We start from the raw sequence: 18,161 nt of genomic DNA, 5'->3' as shown, positions 1-18,161 counted from the left end.
ATTCCTCATAGTCAATTATACATAATCCATAGGTATTTTTATTGACAACTTTCCAAACTCTCTAAGGTGGCCGTTTTAGCCATGTATGAGCGTAAAGCCTTTCACCGTTTTTGCACCAGCCTGCAGTAACGCTCTTTTCGCATGGTTTAAAGTAGTACCTGTCGTATAAATATCGTCCACTAAGAGTAAATTTCCACCTTTTATTTCCGTTACGTTCACTACTTCAAAGAGCTGTGGCGTTTGTAATCGCTGTTCTCTCGTTTTTAACGCTTGCTGCTCATTTGACAGCTTTATTAAATGATGGGCAAAGGGAATACTGGCTGCCTTCAATAATTCGTCAATATGAGCAAAAGTTCTTGTTTTTAAATTTTCGAGGTGCATCGGTATGGGAATAACGAGCCGCTTTTCATTTTTGAGCTGTTCATGAAGAATACGGTTGAATACATGGGCGAGAACTATATCATGAAGGAATTTATAGCGATGCAAAAAATCTTTCATCGCTTCATTATAATGGTATAAAGACACGACTCCTTCTTCCTGTTGTTGTTCAACTCGATGGAAGCGTTGTTCACAGCGTGGGCAAATTGTTTGAGGCAATGTTTTTCTTAGAAGCTCTTCCCACCCGAAACTTTGGTTTAGCTCCCGTTCACAAAGCAAGCAATGCTGGATAGGCTTATTCATAATAATTCATCTCCAGTATTTTCTTACGTGCCTGATCCATTTCCATCGTGATGCCGTGATGGAAAAATACAATATCACCTGATGGATAGTGCATATTCCGTCCAACTCTTCCGCTAATTTGGATTAGCGCACTGGATGTAAAAACAGGATTATCTGCTCCAACAACTGCTACTTGTACATTTTTTATCGTTATACCGCGCTCTAATATTGTTGTCGTCAATAAGCCTTTCCTTTCTTCATTGCGCAATTGCATTACTTTCTCTTTTCGGTCAGGGTCTTCGGAATGGACACTTTCAATTGTTGGTTCGATATGCTGAAATAGGGGCGTCGCTTGTTCCATTAATTCAATGGTCGGAAAAAAAATAAGGAAGGGCTGTTGATTTTGGAGCCTTTGTTCCACCCAGTTTTTGAGTTTTTGAGGGATTTTTTCTTTGTAAAATACTTTTTCATAATTCCATAGTGCCTGATATCGCGGGACAGGAAGTAACTGTCCGTGAAATCTCCGCGCAATAAAGGAGTATCCCCATTTCTCATTTCTTTGCTGAATGAGTAGTTTTGTTGAAGGCGTGGCGGTAACAAAGGCTATTGGTGCTTTGGCTTTTCTAGCTTTCATTACTGCACGCTGCAATGCTTCGTCATACGTATAAGGAAATGCATCAGCTTCATCCACAATCATCACGTCAAACGCATTTTCAAACCGGTAAAGCTGATGTGTTGTTGCAAGAATTAGCTGTGCAAATTGTGTATCATTTTGTGCGCCGCCATATAGTGCATGAATCGTAATTTGCTGAAAGACTTGTTGAAAGCGGGGATAAAGCTCGAGCACCACATCCGTTCTCGGCGTTGCTACACAAACTCTTTTCCCAGCTTTAAGTGACGCGTAGATAGGAGCAAAAAGGATCTCTGTTTTTCCAGCACCACAGACAGCATGAATGAGGTGGTTGCGGTTTTGCTTCAAGCTAGTTAGGAGTTCATCAGCCGCTTTTTGCTGATGAACAGTAAGCTTTCCCGTCCAAGTAAAATCAACTTGGGATTTCTGCATGCGGGAGCGAGGTTGTTCTTTTTTCCACATTATTAGCTCATCACAGCTGCACATGCGTCCCATCGTAATACAGTGACGGCAATAATGACACGTTTTCTGGCACTTAGCACAGTGAAAGGAAATAAATTTTGGCCGTTGTTCATTTAGACAGCGGCGACATTTTAGCTTGGGCTCTGTAATAACAGCTGGAGTGATATCAAAATACCCCCGTTTGATATAAGTTTCAATTTTAGACTGTGGATATGGCGTGTTCATGCGCGACCAAATACGACCAGTGAAGAAATTTTTGATAGCAGGTTCAGGGATGAAGCCATAGTAGCGGGTATGTTTTTGAGAGGAGGATGATGCTGTTGATTTGGAGGTGGAAATGGGCCGGAATAATCGGTAATGCTTTTTAATTATTGATATAGTTGTTGTGGACATAGTTTTCGCTCCTTTGTTTTGTTTATATTTTGAAATAACCTATAAGGTTTAGTACCAGGGTTATTTTTCGTGCGGCAGTTTCTACTATCCTCTGTTCACGTTCCATTTTCTAAATGAGACTTTCTAATATCTAGTGTGAAACACCAATTCCCACTTACCCTGTTCACAATCCTTTTTCGGCACAACATTCTCACCCTCAATAAACAAAAAAACAGCCACTCTACTAATAAGTTAGTAGTGACTGTTTGCGCATGGTTGTATTACTTTTTCATCCAGCCGATTGCAATGGCACCTTCACCTAAGTGTGTACCGATCACCGGACCGAAATAGCTAAGCGTGAAATCGACTGTTGGATAAGCAGCCGCGAGTGAACCCATCCATTCACGTGCTTCATCCTCACAGTTGGCGTGAATTACTACCGCTTGAAGTGCACCATGTTTTTCGACCGCTGATGCTAATTGCTCTTCTACACGACGTATTGCTTTTTTGCGTGTACGAATTTTTTCGAATGGGACAATTACTTTGTTCTCAAACGTTAAAATTGGTTTTACTTGCAGTAAGCCACCAATTAATGCCGCTGCCGCCGATAATCGACCACCGCGTTGTAAATGCTGTAAATCATCGACAATAATATATTCATCCATAGTATGTTTCAATTCGTTTAAGTGGGCCATAATCTGTTCCCCTGATGCACCTTCCAAAGCTAGTTTAGCCGCTTCCTTCACGTACATCCCCTGCAAATATGCCGCAACTTCTGAATCAAATGCGTATATGTTAGTCCCTTCCACCATACCGCTCGCTTGTACAGCACCTTGGAAAGTTCCGCTAATGCCGCTTGATAAATGGATTGTTACGATCTCATCATATTCTTTTTCTATTGTTTCAAAAAGCTCGACGAATTTTCCGACAGATGGCTGTGTTGTTTTAGGAAATTCCTTAGCACCACGCACTCGGTCATAAAACTCTGAAGCTGTAATATCAATTTCCTCATCATAAAATGTTCCTTCAATGTTCACACTCAATGGAATCATATGAATATTGTACGTTTTTCGTTCTTCAAGTGTTAAATAGGCTGTACTATCTGTCACAATTGCTGTTTTCATTGCTCTCCCACTCTCCTATGTTCACTAGTTTACATGAACTCTATGTAATTGTGAACGAAAAAATGCCTTTTCTGTAGAGAACTTCCCTCTTCCATCAAAAGTTTGTTATACGAAAAAACATCTCAACGATTATTTTCGCAAGATGCTTTTCATGTATATTAAAAGTATTATTCACTGCCAATATAATAAATGCTCGAAACTTTCCAACCGTCTTCTTTCATAAATACGGTTACTTGTCGACCCACACCGGAAAGCTCAGCACCTGTTTCCATTTCTTTTGTTTCTGTCTTTAAATTTGAAAAAACCTGCGCTTCTTCTCCACTATATTTTACAATTGTTATATCTTCTGCGGTACGCTTCACATCATATTGATCAAATACTGCGGATACGGCTTGGATATCTTCTTCATAATTGAAGCCTTTAGCATTTTTTGAAATAATATTTTTATAACGTTCTAAATCTTTTTCATTGAAGGCTTTAATATATTCATCAAAGGCAGATATAATTTTCTTTTTTTCTTCCTCAGGAACTCCAGTAGCTTCCTGAATTGAATCACCTAAAATTTCAAAACCAACCGTACCTTCATCGATCGTTTTTTGCAGTTTTTCTGGTGATGCGTCTTTTTCGTCCCCACAAGCTGCAAGTACAATTATCGACAGGACAGCTATTAACCACTTTTTCATAATTTTTCAAACCTCCCGCAAAACATTTTAGCATACAACTATCTAAACTTCGATGTCCCGAACATTCTCTTAAGCATCTATAACACATATAGACGAAACTTGTTCACAGATGTTTCTTATATTGTAGCTAATCGAATTAAATATAGCTGGGAAATTATGAGAATATATAAGACGATAACTAACCTGGAAGCATCACTATTGCAAATAAAAAACAGAGATACCAAATCGGCTCTCTGCTTTTAACATTAAATAGTATTATCGAACCTCTACCCAGCCATTTTTAATTGCTGTTACAACGGCTTGTGTACGGTCGTTTACATTCATTTTTTGTAAAATGCTTGAAACATGGTTTTTAACCGTTTTTTCCGAGATGAAAAGTGTCTCGCCAATTGTACGGTTTGATTGACCATCCGTAAGTAATTGAAGCACTTCACATTCACGCTTTGTTAATAAGTGGAATGGACGGCGAATTTCCGTTTGGTGGAAATTCCCTTTATTTTCGTGCTCAGATAAGCGGCGGAATTCCGCAACCAGGTTTTTCGTTACTTTTGGATGCAAGTATGAACCACCATTTGAAACAACTTTAATAGCTTCAACGATTTCATCGGCATCCATCTCTTTAAGCATATAGCCTAAAGCACCTGATTTTAATGCATGCGTTACGTATGATTCATCGTCGTGAATAGATAAAACCATTACTTTTGCATCCGGGTATACTGCGAGTAAGTCAGCTGTCGCTTCTACACCGTTTTTGCGAGGCATGTTAATATCCATTAACACAACATCAGGTTCATTTTTTTCATATAGACTTACTACATCTGTTCCATCATCACCTTCAGCAACAACCTCAAATGTATCTTCAAAGTCTAAAATTCGTTTTACCCCTTCACGGAATAGTTGATGATCATCAATAATAATAATTTTCGTCATTAAGAAACCCCCTGGAAACTTTTTAATATATCTCTTCATTTTTTGATGGTAATGGAATTTTCATTAAAATGGTAGAACCGTTACCAATATCACTACTAATTTTTATAGAGCCTTTTAATAACTCAATTCTTTCTTTCATTCCTATTATACCAAATGCTCCCTGTCGAACATTTTCCGTATCAAATCCGGCTCCATTATCTTTCACGACAACATTTATTTCGGCTTCCAGCCACTCAATTTTTACAATAATCAAGTTGGATTTTCCGTGTTTTATTGCATTATTTACACTTTCCTGCACTAACCGGAAGATCGCTACCTCATAATTAGAAGGAATTCTGCGCTCATTATTGTACGAGATGAATTGAATGTCGGTATTCGGATTGTATTCCATCAGTGTAGATAAGTACTTCTTTAGTGTCGGGCCAATCCCTAAGTCATCAAGTGCCATTGGACGTAAATCATAAATAATACGTCGTACTTCAGATAAAGCATTACGAACACTGACTTTTAAATCATTTATTTCGTTTAATGCAGCCTCTACTCCCTTTTCTCGGTATGTACGGTCAATCAAATTTGAGCGCATGAGTACATTTGCCATCATTTGTGCTGGCCCATCATGAATTTCGCGTGACAATCGCTTGCGCTCTTCTTCCTGAGCAGCAATAATACGAATACCAAAGTCTTGCTTTATTTTTGCTTGTTCCAGTGCTGCCCCAACGTTTTTTAAATCGGTCGTCAAAAAATTAATGACAACATTTACCTGGTTCACAATATGATCCGCTCTTTCAATCGTATCATAAAGTGTACGCAATCGTCTTTCTAAATCGTCTCGCTTATCTCTTAGTTGTTTTTCGCGCTCACGGCAAATGGTAACTTCTAATTGGAGCTTACTTGTATTTTCATAAGCCTCACGAATTTGTTGTTCGGAATGTTCATTGAAATTCCTGCTAACAACGACTAACCGTTGTCTAGATAATTGTAACTTTCTTTCTAAATCATCACTTTCATCGATGATAATCTTTATTTCTTGACGAACAATCTCCAACTCTTGTTGCATATCTTCGAAGCTTCTTCGGCTTTGTTCACTTATTATAAATATATCATCTTTAGAATTTGTAATAGTTTCTAACATTCGATTAAATATTACATCCAGCGAGGCAACATCTATTTGATTATTTTCAAGCACTTTTCCCCCACCTTACTTCCTAAGAATGCGAACTACTCTATCTTTTTATTATATTTACAACTATTATAGTACATAAATATTATAGCATTATTCAAATATTTTTTAAGTTAAATTATGACCACAAATTCTAAATCCATATGGTAAAATAAGGGGAATATATAATGAGAAACAACTATTTAACCGTAAAAAGTTACGGAGAATCGGAAATAATTATATCAAAATCACGGTTTTTGACATATGTCAATCGTGCAGAGACGGAAGAGGAAGCTCTGCTTTTTATAGAAAAAATAAAAAAAATACATGCCGGAGCTACTCATAACTGCTCTTGCTATATGGTTGGTGAGCATGATCAAATCCAAAAAGCAAATGATGATGGGGAACCAAGTGGTACTGCAGGCGTTCCTATGTTAGAAGTTTTAAAAAAACAAGGTTTAAAAGATACGGTTGTTGTCGTAACCCGCTATTTCGGTGGCATAAAGCTTGGTGGAGGCGGCTTAATCCGCGCATATGGTAAAGCTACGACTGAAGGGATTACCGCTGCTCAAGTTGTCGAGCGTAAATTACATTATTTATTGAAAATTAGGATTGATTATGTGTGGTTGGGGAAAATAGAAAATGAGATTCGTAGTTCGCACTATATGTTACAAGATATTCACTATGCAGAAAATGTCGAAGTTTGTGTGCACGTTCTAAAAGAGGAAGAGCAGATTTTTGTCGATTGGATAACGGAATTAACGAACGGCCAGGCAACGATAACAAACGAGAACGCAGTGTTTATCGAGTTTCCCCAGGAGTAATGATGCTTCTACTGCTTAAGAATGACATCGTTACTTTACGACAAAAGTAGATTGTAGTATATTATATTAGATTGAAAACACTTATAATACTCGTTTTAATATAGTAACCTATCCCTAACCTAGAGGAGAATATTTATGAAAACAAGGCAAACTAAAAAGAAGGGCTCGTCGAAAATCAAACTGTTTTTCAAAGTAACGATGCTCCTTACCTTATCGCTTGCAATTTGTGCGACTGCATACGGTGTTTATTTAACAAAGCAGGCGGAACATGCTGCTAATAACGCATACGAAGTGATAGAAGACCGGAAAGTTTCAGAAAATCGCGAAGTAAAAGTAGAGCCGGCACAAGACAATGTTTCGATTTTAATGCTTGGTGTCGACGATAGTGAAAAGCGTGGTCAAGGCGCGGATAGTTCCCGTACAGATGCACTTTTGCTTGCCACTTTAAACAATAAAACTAAAACTGTTAAGCTAGTTAGTATTCCACGTGACTCCTACGTATACATTCCGCATATTGGGTACAAGGATAAAATCAACCATGCCCATGCTCGTGGTGGCACACTCGCTTCTATTGAAACGGTTGAGGAATTATTTGATATCCCAATTGATTACTACGTACGTTTAAACTTTAACGCATTTATCGATATTGTTGATGCATTAGGCGGTATTGAAGCAGAAGTACCTTACGCAATGCTCGAAAAGGATGAATTCGATCGTAATACGGTAAACTTAAAACCAGGTATACAGACTTTAGGTGGGCGTGAAGCACTTGCACTTGCCCGTACACGTAAGCAGGATAATGATATTGAACGCGGAAAACGCCAGCAGGAAATTATTAAAGCAATCGCTACAAAAGCTTCCTCATTTACATCGCTTACAAAATATGACGATGTTATTTCAGCAGTTGGTAACAATATGAAAACAGACATGACTTTCACTGAAATGAAGTCTTTCTTCAGCTACTTAACAAATGGTATGCCTCGAATTGATACATTGACGTTAGAAGGATATGACGATATGTCAACTGGTGTATACTACTACAAATTAGATGAAGATGCACTGGATGAAGTAAGCCATATTTTGCAAAGTCATTTAGGTCTAAACCCTGAATCTACTAATATTTCAGGTACTAGCTCCCAAACGAATTCTGCATATACAACAAAATCTAATACAGATACACAATAAACCAAACCAATCTCCGTTCATTCGGAGGTTGGTTTTTTATTCTTTTATAGCGTAATAATATTGCAAAATGAACTATTCCCCAAATAAAAAACAAGTAAACAGCCGTTAGCCATTTACTTGTTTCGATCTTTTCATTTGTTGAATATCCTTACTAGATTGAGCAATGGTTTATAGTTTTTCCCTGCTAGGCCAATAATTTCAACAAATAACTCAATCGCCACTAAAATAACAGCAATTAGTAAAATTGCGCCCCATACTTTTGCCATTGAGAAAATTACGGCTGCGAGACCAAACATAGCTGCCATCGCATAAATAATCATTACTGTTTGAGAATGAGAAAAACCTACATCCAATAAACGGTGATGTAAATGGGATTTGTCTGGATCCGACCATTTTTTACCACTGCGCAAACGACGCACAATAGCGAAGAATGTATCAGAAATTGGAACACCCAACATAATAACAGGAATAACGAATGAAATAACTGCTACATTTTTAAAACCTAAAAGTGCAAGTACTGCAATCATAAATCCTAAAAATAACGCGCCTGTATCCCCCATGAAAATTTTCGCAGGGTGGAAATTGAAAAACAGGAAACCAATTGTCGCTGCAGCTAAGATGGCTGCCATTGCAATTACAATACCATTCCCCATAATCATTGCCATAACCGCCAATGTGATTAAGGCTATTGTCGATACACCCGCAGCAAGTCCATCTAATCCATCGATTAAATTAATTGCATTAGTAATGCCGACAATCCAAATAATAGTAAAAGGAATACCTAACCAACCAAATTCAAGTTCTCCACCAAATGGTAAGTTAATATTATCGATTTGAATGCCACCGCCAAATACAACAATACAGGCTGCTATTATTTGGCCAAGCAATTTAGCCTTTGCGGAAATCTCCCGCATATCATCCACAATACCTGTAATTACGATAATTGTCGCAGCGATTAAGATCGCATATAAATAATCACTTTGAAAGTTCGTAACAAATTTTAAAAGTAAAATCCCAATCATAAACGCACCAAAAATTGCTAAGCCACCAAGTCTCGGCATAATGCGCGCATGCACTTTACGATAGTTTGGTGCATCTACAGCTCCAAGGCGAAAAGCCAATCGCTTCACAAGCGGAGTTAGTATAATTGCAGCAATAAAAGCTACGATTAAAGACACGTAAATCATGTCTCTCCTCCTTAATTTTTGTAGGGTCAAAACAATACGATTAATCGCAGCGTTTAAAATTCCGTAAAACTCTACATTATTTTTCATGATTAGTATAGCATGATTACTTCATAAAATATAGATATATTTCCTTCCACTCTTTTTACTCGTATGCCATAAATTGTTTAACTATGTTTTATATACCAAATATTTTGTAATATAAAAGGATTATTATTAAAAAAAACATTACTCTTTACCGTATAATTTTCCATATTATTTCTGCTATTCCTGTGAATACCCTTTTGATTGGTAGTCTTTTTAAGCAAAATTTGATAAAATAATTGAGTGTCTACTATATTAAAGTAGCCAATTTTAAAGGAGAGTAAAATAATGTTCTCAATTTTCAAACGCAGTAAAGAGCAAACTAGTGCTCGAGAGCTAAAAAAATACTACAAAACTGTAGAGCAAATTAATAAACTCGAAGCCATATATAGTCCAATGTCAGATGATGAGCTTCGAAATATGACATTTACATTTAAGGAACGTTTAGAAAACGGCGAACAGCTTGTCGACATTATCCCGGATGCATTTGCTGTTGTCCGTGAAGCTTCCAAACGTGTATTAAACATGCGCCATTTCGATGTCCAGCTGATTGGTGGTCTAGTATTAACTGAAGGTAATATTGCCGAAATGCCAACTGGCGAAGGTAAAACATTGGTTGCCTCACTCCCTTCCTATGTACGTGCATTAGAAGGTAAAGGAGTTCACGTTATTACAGTAAATGATTACTTGGCAAAACGTGACTTCGAATTAATCGGACAAATTCACCGTTTCCTTGGTCTAACAGTTGGTCTTAACGTACCGATGATGGAACCGGCAGATAAAAAGGAAGCGTATAATGCTGATATTACATATGGTGTTGGGACGGAATTCGGTTTCGATTACTTACGTGATAATATGGCTCATACTATTGGTGATAAAGTTCAGCGACCTTACCACTTCGCCATTATTGATGAAGTGGACTCTGTTTTAATCGACGAAGCGAAAACGCCGTTGATTATTGCAGGTAAAATGGGTGCCAATGAAGAATTGCACCGCATTGCAGCAATGCTGGCAAAACGTTTCAAACCTGAAGAAGATTATGATTTCGACGATGAAACGAAAGCAACTTCATTAACGGATCAAGGTATTGAAAAAGTTGAAGCTGCATTCGGGGTCGACAATTTGTATGACTTAGAGCATCAAACTTTGTATCACTATGTGATTCAGGCTGTCCGTGCACACGTAATGTTTGAGCTTGATGTCGATTACATCGTACGTGATGACAAAATCGAGCTAGTGGATATGTTCACAGGTCGTATTATGGAAGGTCGTTCACTTTCAGACGGTTTACACCAGGCAATCGAAGCAAAAGAAGGCGTAACGATTACTGATGAGAATAAAGCACAAGCACAAGTTACAATTCAAAACTACTTCCGTATGTACCCGAAACTATCAGGGATGACTGGTACTGCGAAAACACAAGAAAAAGAGATTTTGGAAGTTTACGGCATGCGCGTTATTCAAATTCCAACGAATCGCCCGCGCCGCCGTCTTGACCAACCCGATCTAGTATTTGAAAAGATTGAGCAAAAATACGAATATGTTGCCCAGGAAGCATTACGCCGCCATGAAAAAGGCCAACCGATATTAATCGGAACAACTTCTATACTACAATCCGAAAAAGTGGCTAGCTACTTAAAGAAATACGGATTGGATTTCCAATTATTAAACGCAAAAACAGTCGAGCAAGAGGTTGAATTAATCTCAGAGGCGGGGCAAAGAAGCCGAATTACAGTTGCCACTAACATGGCCGGTCGTGGTACGGATATCGTATTGGGAGATGGCGTTGAAGAGCTAGGCGGTCTGTTTGTTATCGGAACGGAAAAGCACGAAAGCCGTCGTGTTGATAACCAGTTACGCGGACGTTCCGGTCGTCAGGGTGACTTAGGCGAAACTCAATTCATCCTATCCATTGAAGACGATATGTTCAAGCGTTTCGCGAAAGATGATGTAGAAAAATTCCGTAAAAAAATGACTACTAACGACATTGGTGTCGTACAGAATAAAGAAGTGACAGAGCTAATTGAACGTACACAGCGTATCGTTGAGGGTGCACATTTCTCTATGCGTGAATACAACTTAAAGCTGGATGATGTTATTAATGATCAGCGTCGAATTGTCTATGATTTACGCGATAAAGTATTAAAGAATGAAGATATTATTCCTTTACTGATTCGTATGATGTATGAAACAGTGGACTTTGCAGTTCGTGAAAATGCCCCAGAAGATAAAGATGTTATTGAATGGGATTTCGATAAGATGGAGAAAACAGTAAACTCCCTATTTATTGAGCCTGTCAAAGTTAATCGCGATGAAAATAAGGTGAAAAATTTACTTGATGCGATGGATCCTCCTGTAAAACAATTAAAGGCTGTAATCGAAAGCTTTGAGGAAAACGAACAAATTATGTCAGTTATCCCAAAGGTAATGCTAAGCTATATCGACCATATGTGGGTAAAGCATTTAGAGCAAATGACGCACTTAAAAGAAGGTATTGGCTTACGTCATTACCAACAAGAAGACCCAATGAGAATTTACCAACGTGAAGGTTTAGAATTATTCGGTAAAAACTATCAAGAACTTCGTCGTACAATTGTAGAAGAACTTGTTGCATTTATGAAAAATATTACGATGAATGTGGAGGAATAACAGAATGGGTTTATTTGATTTATTTAAAAAAAGTGACAAAGTAGGTAAAGATAGTGCTGTTGATTCATCATCAGTCGTAGAAACATCTGGTAAATCTTCAAAAAAAGATGAAAATCGTGATGTTATTACAAATTTATCTTTCCATCCTGAATGGGATGTACCACAAGAACAAAAATATGTATTCAATTTCTTAGCGAACGATTTAGCACCATTAAAGCCAAATCAATTATCATTATCGGCAATTAATATTGAACCTTCACAGTCTAACGGTTCATGGAATGTAAAAGCATTTTTCCGTTCTTCATTATCCGAAGCAATCGAATTAGGCGATATCGAATTATTAATTTTAGATAAAGACGACAACCGTTTAGCTGCACAATACTTTGACTTCAAAGAGCTAGGTGTAATCCCGGCAGAAAGTGCACGTCCATGGATCTTCACTTTCCCTGCTTCTTCCATTACAGCAGACAAAGTACCAGAAGAAGGCTGGAAGATTTCATTCAACTTACTATCATTACGTGGTCACCAATTAGACTTAGATGATACATGGAAAAAACAATTGCCAAAAGATCAGCAAGAAAAACTTGAAGAAATCGTGAAAACTTTACCTAAACTAGGCAAAACCGAAGTAAACTTCACAGGATTACAAGCTAAGATGAACAATGACGGTAGCTTACATGCATCAATCTTTATCCGTAATGGCCATGATAAAGCAATTAATCTGGAGCAATTACCGCTTGAAATAATGGATGCCCGTAATGTTGTTGTTGCAAAAGGCTCATTCAAATTAGATCCTGTCTTATCTGTACAGCCGAATACGACAAAGCCTTGGACATTTATTTTCCCGAAAGAATTAGTTACTGTTAAAGGGATCGATCTTTCCCGCTGGACAGCTCGTGTACCACAATAGAAGTTAACTTTCATATACAGCATTCGGAATTCATATTCACTCCGAATGCTGTTTTTTAGTGCGTGAGGATTTAATAAGCAATATGTGTCGTAGAAATTTATGCGACCGCTATTTGTTAGCTTATTATGTAGAAACTTTTTTACTGGATGTTGAAGCTATTGTCTGTAATGTAGAAGGATAGTTCCTAATGTAGAACATCGCCTCATAAAAGTAGATTTAAAATTCCTATTAAAAAATCTCCCACCCTGTTAAAAGAGTGAGAGATTTTATATGCAGTATGTAGTGTGTATAAGCTATGTATTATTCTGCTTCTGGAGTGTTATCAACGTCTGAATCATCTTCTGCAGCTGCTGCGATTGCATCTGCTGTAGCGAAGTTAGCAACGCGTTTTGCGCCTACATATTTGTTACCCCAGTAATATTTGTCATTTATGCTTGTTTTAATAACACCCTTGCTTGTCGATGCATGGATGAATTTACCTGAACCAATGTAAATCCCTACATGAGAAATACGTTTTCCAGATGTGTTGAAAAACACCAAATCCCCAGGCTCCAGTTCACTTTTCTTTACTGAAGATCCTTGATTATACATATCTGAAGATGTACGTTCTAGGGAAGTAATACCAAGTTCTTTAAATACGTGACGAACATAGCCTGAACAATCAAAACCTTTAGCTGACGTACCGCCATATGAATAGCGTACCCCTAAATACTTGGAAGAGATTTCTTTTAACTCTTCAACAGAGTATGCCGTTTCCGCAGAAGCTTCGTTTTCATTCAATGGTGTGAAGAAAATGACGAAGGCTGCTGCCAAAGTTAGTACCGAATTGCGTATTAATTTAAAGTAATCCATCGTGTTCCCCCAACATCAATTAATTTTCTGAAAACTTAATTGATATTAGGTTAACACGATATTACAGAATATAACATTACAGTTATGTAACAATAAGGTTACATTTACCCTATTTCACTATTCTTTAAACTCGTAATAAAAACCTATTTATAATAGAGGTTTGGAACTATATACCTGAAAATAAATGCAATTAATTGTAATAATTAGCCGTAATTAACCTGTGTATCGTAATATTTGTAACATAGAGCTTCTGTTTTGTAATAGAAAAAGAACTAGTAAACGACATACTGCGTGTTTTTATTAGTTCTTTTTCTAAATTATTTTAAATTATTTAGTCGTTTATAAGCAACAAAGCGTTCTGACCAGTACTTTTCATTTATATTTGAAATCGTAATCCCTTTAGAACCCGCATGTATAAATTCGTCATTCCCCAGATAAATCCCCATATGAGAAATAGTCGGTATAAAGGTATTTTTGAAGAATACTAAATCTCCTGGAACGGGTTGCACTACTTTACTTGTATCCTGCTCGAAATACATGAGACTACTTTTTCGATCCATTGGAATACCAACAGAATTGAATACAAAGTTTACGAAGCCACTGCAGTCAAAACCTTCAATAGTTGTCCCACCATATTTATACGGTGTACCTAATGTTCCATTTGCAATAGCAATGGCCTGTGTATATAAAGCTTCTGTATGATGCGAAACAGTACTAGGTAAGGCAACTTCTCTGCTTAATTGTTTCTCAATTGCTTCATCTGCCGTTTGTTTGAAGTTAATTACAGCTTCTACGTTAGTGGCAGTAGGTGCTTCCACAGCTAAATCTTTATTGGCTGCCACCTCTATTGCAAGCTTTTGCCCTACTTTAATAGCATCGGAATTAAGCTGATTCCACTGCTTTAAGTTGCCAACGGAAATATTATATTTTTTAGCAATTTTTGTTAAGTTATCACCTTTAACTACGGTGTGGAATGATTTTTGCGGCACTTCCACTTTCTCTTCTACAACAGAAATTGCCGTAACTTTACTAGTGCCCGATGTTGTAACTGTATTCTTAATAGGAGTCACTACTAGTTTTTGCGCTATGTAAATCCGGTCTTCAGATAGTTTATTCCATTGTTTCAAATGGTTTATCGTTGTATTGTGAGCCTTCGCAATTTTTGTTAAAGTATCGCCCTTTTTTACCGAATAAGAAGGTGCGGCTTCTACAGTTGGTGCTACTAGTACAGCAGTTGAAAATACTATTCCCGTTAGCATTACCTTCCATTTAATATTCATTTGGAAAACTCCTCCTTCTCTATGAATCCATTATTATTTAATTCTATTTTACTTAATTTTCAATAGATGAAACAACATGCCAATAGATAGAATGTCAGTTAAAATATTAACAGATTATGAATATTATTATACTTCATTACCTATTTAGTGTTAATTGAATTTTGTCCAAATTGCGGAAATTAAAGTATAGGGTAATTTTACCTTGCTTGATGTACTTGTTTTTTACTATTTTTATGATAGAATTAATTTCTGTGAAAAGATTTAAATTTTTAGAAAGTTTTGTATTTTCAAATTAAAAGGAGTTCAGTCAACATGAGTAACAAGTCAGGTTTTTTCCGCGAGAATATCGCGGTAGGTTTTATGTTATTTGCGCTGTTTCTAGGTGCAGGTAATATCATATTCCCGCCACAGTTAGGCCAAATGGCTGGGGAAAATATACTAATCTCCATGATTGGGTTTTTAATAACAGGAGTAGGATTGCCTCTTTTGGGAATAATTGCTGTCGCTAAAAACGGCGGCGATTTGGAAGTATTAGCAGGGCGTATTAATCCATATTTCGGAATTATCTTTACTTCTATTATTTATTTATCTATTGGACCATTCTTTGCGATACCTCGAACAGGTGCAGTATCATATTCAATCGGCGTTGCACCGTTTTTATCTAATACAATGCAAGAAAGCTGGGTCCCATTATTTATCACAACCCTCTTATTTTTCGGATTAACATTCTACTTAGCATACAATCCGACAAAGTTAGTCGATCGTGTAGGAAAAATTTTAACACCGGCTCTTTTAATCGTTATTTGTTTACTTGCGATTAAAGCAGTCATTACTCCAATGGGTGAGATTGGTGAATCACAAGGAGCATACATAAATAATGCTTTCGGTGAATCATTCATACAAGGCTATTTAACAATGGATGTACTTGCATCATTAGTATTTGGTATTGTAATCATTCAATCTTTAGTAGCTCGAGGCGTAACAGAAAAAGCACAACAAATTAAAATCACTATCTTTGCAGGCATTGTCGCTGCACTTGGTTTAGCATTTGTGTACGTATCATTAGGTTATATCGGAGTAACAAGCACTTCGGCTATCGGCTTCCATAAGGATGGCGGAACTATTATCTCGTTAGCTGCGGAACAACTTTACGGCCAAGCAGGTAATATTATTTTATCGGCAGTCATAATTTTAGCATGTTTAACAACTTCAGTAGGTTTGTTATCAGCAAATGCGACTTTTTTCCATAAAATTTTCCCTAAAGTTTCTTATCAAGTGTATTTAGTTATTTTTGCGGTTTTCAGTTTCGGTGTTTCAAACTTTGGACTAGAAGATTTAATTAACTTATCATTACCAGTATTAGTAGCGATTTATCCGTTTGCCATTGTGCTTATGTTATTCGCACTATTCGGTAACTTATTTAACCATGCACCGAGCGTTTATGGCATGGCATTAATATTTACAGGAATTGTTGCGATTTATGATGGCATAAAACAAGCTGGTTTTGAAATTGAAGCCTATGATAAATTCCTATCAATATTCCCATTATACGATCAAGGTATCGCATGGGTTGTCCCAGCATTGGTCGGCGGTATCATCGGCTACATTCTGTACTTAGTAAAACGATAATAAGTGTTTGACGATGAAGAGGGTACATTAAAAGTGAAAACTTTTAATGTACCCTCTTTAACTATGGCGTATAATAGAAATACAATAATATGGAAGTTATTCGCTTCCCATAATTCCAGAAAATAAAAATAATGAGGTGGACTCATGATCAAAAAGCATTTGTCAGCACTACTATTTTTCATCCTGTGCTTAACAATTCCATTTACCGTGCTCGCTGCGCCATTAGACGAAGCAAAGCAAATCGTGAAGGAAAATTATGTTGGCACTATTAATGGCGATATAAACCGCGCAACAAGTGTCGAGCAATTAATGAATATGCTGGATCCATATTCAACTTATTTTACCGTAGAAGAATTTGAAGAATTCATTAATGGCGTTGAGCTTACTTCAGTCGGAATAGGCGTAGTCATTGAAAAAGTGGAAAAAGGTATTCTAATTACAGAGGTTATTGAGGGAGGCAGTGCGAAAAGTGCTGGCTTAAAAGCAGGCGACATTATTACTGAAGTCGATGGCGTATCAACTCCCCCCCTTACAATCGATCAAGCCTCTTCCCGTATTAAAGGAGCGGAAAATACTACAGTCTCCTTAACGATTTCACGTGAAGATGGTACGATTATAAAAAAGGATTTAACACGAAAAGCCTTTTCAATGCCGAATGTAGAGACTAAAATTTTATATGGTAATACCGGCTATATTTCTTTAAACTCGTTTTCCAATGACACGGCCAGCCTAGTATCAAAGGCGATTCGCGATTTGAAAAATAAAGGGGCCAAATCATTTATATTTGATTTACAAAATAATGGTGGGGGTTATGTAACCGCAGCAGAGCAGCTCATTGGCATGTTCCCAAATGCAATTTATGCATACAAAATTACTGAAGCTACTGGAACTTCCAATGTTCGCGCTATTAAACAGTCCAGTACATTTCCTGTCGATACGAAATTACTCATAAATAAATTTAGTGCCAGCTCCTCTGAAATGACAGCAGCAGCACTATCAGATCAAAAATCCGCCATATTATACGGGCAAGCAACATACGGAAAGGGCTCGATGCAGGCCTTTTATGAGCTTGAAGATGGAAGCTTCCTAAAATTAACGGTTGGCCATTTCTACGGTCCAAATGGTACGAAAATTAATGAAGTTGGGGTAAAACCGCATATTAACACTGTGAGTAATCCACTTTTCAAAGCACATTACGATACAATTGCATCAAACTTAAGCAATTATAAAGAAATCTCAGCCTTAAAAAATATATCATTAGATAAAACATTTAAAATCAACTTTTCCAACAATCTTGCAAAAACAATTGATACGGCTTCAATAGAATTAGTCGAACTTGGTGGAAATATTGTTGAAACATCCTTTAAGGTGTCCGGTCGACAGCTTCTAGTCACACCTAAAAATGAGTTAACATCCGGAAAAGAGTATGCCTTAATTATCCATCCAAAAGTTAAAGGAGAAAAAGGCAATAAATTAAAAAAAGGTATCTATTTGCACGTTACAACAAAATAATGAAGCCTAATAAAAGAAAAGAGACGATTCG

At 37.1% G+C, this 18,161-nt stretch carries 15 protein-coding genes; 6 read left to right on the top strand and 9 right to left on the bottom strand.

Going from position 1 to position 18,161, the window contains the following annotated elements; all coding sequences use genetic code 11:
- Positions 1-75: 75 nt before the first annotated feature.
- The 6 genes from H9632_RS00170 to H9632_RS00145 form a co-directional block, all read right to left on the bottom strand.
- Entirely contained in the window at positions 76-681 is a 606-nt protein-coding gene (locus tag H9632_RS00170; RefSeq protein ID WP_191702115.1) for a ComF family protein, read from the bottom strand.
- Complete coding sequence (locus H9632_RS00165; RefSeq protein WP_318247655.1) at positions 674-1,753, bottom strand: DEAD/DEAH box helicase; 1,080 nt, start codon at positions 1,751-1,753, stop codon at positions 674-676. Before H9632_RS00165 ends, H9632_RS00170 begins: the two co-directional genes overlap by 8 nt.
- Before the next feature lie 653 nt (positions 1,754-2,406).
- Positions 2,407-3,249, bottom strand: a complete 843-nt coding sequence (locus H9632_RS00160) for a DegV family protein (RefSeq protein ID WP_191702113.1) — start codon at positions 3,247-3,249, stop codon at positions 2,407-2,409.
- A gap of 167 nt (positions 3,250-3,416) precedes the next feature.
- Positions 3,417-3,932, bottom strand: coding sequence for a nuclear transport factor 2 family protein (locus H9632_RS00155; protein ID WP_191702112.1), 516 nt, complete (start codon positions 3,930-3,932; stop codon positions 3,417-3,419).
- 255 nt (positions 3,933-4,187) lie between these two features.
- On the bottom strand, positions 4,188-4,862 hold the full coding sequence (locus tag H9632_RS00150; protein ID WP_191702111.1) for a response regulator transcription factor: 675 nt from the start codon (positions 4,860-4,862) through the stop codon (positions 4,188-4,190).
- 22 nt (positions 4,863-4,884) lie between these two features.
- Positions 4,885-6,048, bottom strand: coding sequence for a sensor histidine kinase (locus tag H9632_RS00145; RefSeq protein WP_191702110.1), 1,164 nt, complete (start codon positions 6,046-6,048; stop codon positions 4,885-4,887).
- 161 nt (positions 6,049-6,209) lie between these two features.
- Between H9632_RS00145 and H9632_RS00140 the strand changes: the two genes are divergently transcribed.
- Together H9632_RS00140 and H9632_RS00135 are read left to right on the top strand one after the other, a co-directional pair.
- A complete protein-coding gene (locus tag H9632_RS00140; protein WP_191702109.1) occupies positions 6,210-6,845 on the top strand; it encodes a YigZ family protein in 636 nt (211 codons plus the stop codon).
- Positions 6,846-6,980: 135 nt separating this feature from the next.
- The gene (locus H9632_RS00135; protein WP_191702108.1) at positions 6,981-8,030 is read left to right on the top strand and encodes an LCP family protein; all 1,050 of its coding nucleotides are present in this window, start codon (positions 6,981-6,983) and stop codon (positions 8,028-8,030) included.
- Positions 8,031-8,161: 131 nt separating this feature from the next.
- Here H9632_RS00135 and H9632_RS00130 read toward each other — a convergent pair whose 3' ends face one another.
- Complete coding sequence (locus tag H9632_RS00130) at positions 8,162-9,217, bottom strand: glycosyltransferase family 4 protein (protein ID WP_191702107.1); 1,056 nt, start codon at positions 9,215-9,217, stop codon at positions 8,162-8,164.
- A 369-nt stretch (positions 9,218-9,586) separates the two neighbouring features.
- Here H9632_RS00130 and secA2 point away from each other — a divergent pair, with 369 nt between their 5' ends.
- Positions 9,587-11,947, top strand: coding sequence for an accessory Sec system translocase SecA2 (gene secA2 / locus H9632_RS00125; protein ID WP_191702106.1), 2,361 nt, complete (start codon positions 9,587-9,589; stop codon positions 11,945-11,947).
- 4 nt (positions 11,948-11,951) lie between these two features.
- Positions 11,952-12,857 (top strand): accessory Sec system S-layer assembly protein, encoded by a 906-nt coding sequence (locus H9632_RS00120; protein ID WP_191702105.1) that lies wholly within the window; start codon positions 11,952-11,954, stop codon positions 12,855-12,857.
- 300 nt (positions 12,858-13,157) lie between these two features.
- Here H9632_RS00120 and H9632_RS00115 read toward each other — a convergent pair whose 3' ends face one another.
- Together H9632_RS00115 and H9632_RS00110 are read right to left on the bottom strand one after the other, a co-directional pair.
- Complete coding sequence (locus H9632_RS00115; RefSeq protein WP_191702104.1) at positions 13,158-13,709, bottom strand: C40 family peptidase; 552 nt, start codon at positions 13,707-13,709, stop codon at positions 13,158-13,160.
- A gap of 317 nt (positions 13,710-14,026) precedes the next feature.
- Positions 14,027-14,989, bottom strand: a complete 963-nt coding sequence (locus H9632_RS00110; protein WP_191702103.1) for a C40 family peptidase — start codon at positions 14,987-14,989, stop codon at positions 14,027-14,029.
- A 312-nt stretch (positions 14,990-15,301) separates the two neighbouring features.
- On the opposite strand from H9632_RS00110, the gene brnQ reads away from it, so the two are divergent.
- Together brnQ and H9632_RS00100 are read left to right on the top strand one after the other, a co-directional pair.
- On the top strand, positions 15,302-16,618 hold the full coding sequence (gene brnQ, locus H9632_RS00105; RefSeq protein WP_191702102.1) for a branched-chain amino acid transport system II carrier protein: 1,317 nt from the start codon (positions 15,302-15,304) through the stop codon (positions 16,616-16,618).
- 144 nt (positions 16,619-16,762) lie between these two features.
- Positions 16,763-18,130, top strand: a complete 1,368-nt coding sequence (locus H9632_RS00100) for a S41 family peptidase (RefSeq protein WP_191702101.1) — start codon at positions 16,763-16,765, stop codon at positions 18,128-18,130.
- The last annotated feature ends 31 nt before the right edge of the window (positions 18,131-18,161 follow it).

Source organism: Solibacillus merdavium, from assembly GCF_014836935.1.
In the GTDB taxonomy this organism is placed as follows: Bacteria; Bacillota; Bacilli; order Bacillales_A; family Planococcaceae; genus Solibacillus; species Solibacillus ferritrahens.
This window is presented reverse-complemented; position numbering and strand designations above follow the sequence as displayed.

Coding starts and splice junctions, on each gene's coding strand:
- H9632_RS00170 (WP_191702115.1), bottom strand. CDS start 681: ATGAATAAGCCTATCCAGCATTGCTTGCTTTGTGAACGGGAGCTAAAC.
- H9632_RS00165 (WP_318247655.1), bottom strand. CDS start 1,753: ATGTGGAAAAAAGAACAACCTCGCTCCCGCATGCAGAAATCCCAAGTT.
- H9632_RS00160 (WP_191702113.1), bottom strand. CDS start 3,249: ATGAAAACAGCAATTGTGACAGATAGTACAGCCTATTTAACACTTGAA.
- H9632_RS00155 (WP_191702112.1), bottom strand. CDS start 3,932: ATGAAAAAGTGGTTAATAGCTGTCCTGTCGATAATTGTACTTGCAGCT.
- H9632_RS00150 (WP_191702111.1), bottom strand. CDS start 4,862: ATGACGAAAATTATTATTATTGATGATCATCAACTATTCCGTGAAGGG.
- H9632_RS00140 (WP_191702109.1), top strand. CDS start 6,210: ATGAGAAACAACTATTTAACCGTAAAAAGTTACGGAGAATCGGAAATA.
- H9632_RS00135 (WP_191702108.1), top strand. CDS start 6,981: ATGAAAACAAGGCAAACTAAAAAGAAGGGCTCGTCGAAAATCAAACTG.
- H9632_RS00130 (WP_191702107.1), bottom strand. CDS start 9,217: ATGATTTACGTGTCTTTAATCGTAGCTTTTATTGCTGCAATTATACTA.
- secA2 (WP_191702106.1), top strand. CDS start 9,587: ATGTTCTCAATTTTCAAACGCAGTAAAGAGCAAACTAGTGCTCGAGAG.
- H9632_RS00120 (WP_191702105.1), top strand. CDS start 11,952: ATGGGTTTATTTGATTTATTTAAAAAAAGTGACAAAGTAGGTAAAGAT.
- H9632_RS00115 (WP_191702104.1), bottom strand. CDS start 13,709: ATGGATTACTTTAAATTAATACGCAATTCGGTACTAACTTTGGCAGCA.
- H9632_RS00110 (WP_191702103.1), bottom strand. CDS start 14,989: ATGAATATTAAATGGAAGGTAATGCTAACGGGAATAGTATTTTCAACT.
- brnQ (WP_191702102.1), top strand. CDS start 15,302: ATGAGTAACAAGTCAGGTTTTTTCCGCGAGAATATCGCGGTAGGTTTT.
- H9632_RS00100 (WP_191702101.1), top strand. CDS start 16,763: ATGATCAAAAAGCATTTGTCAGCACTACTATTTTTCATCCTGTGCTTA.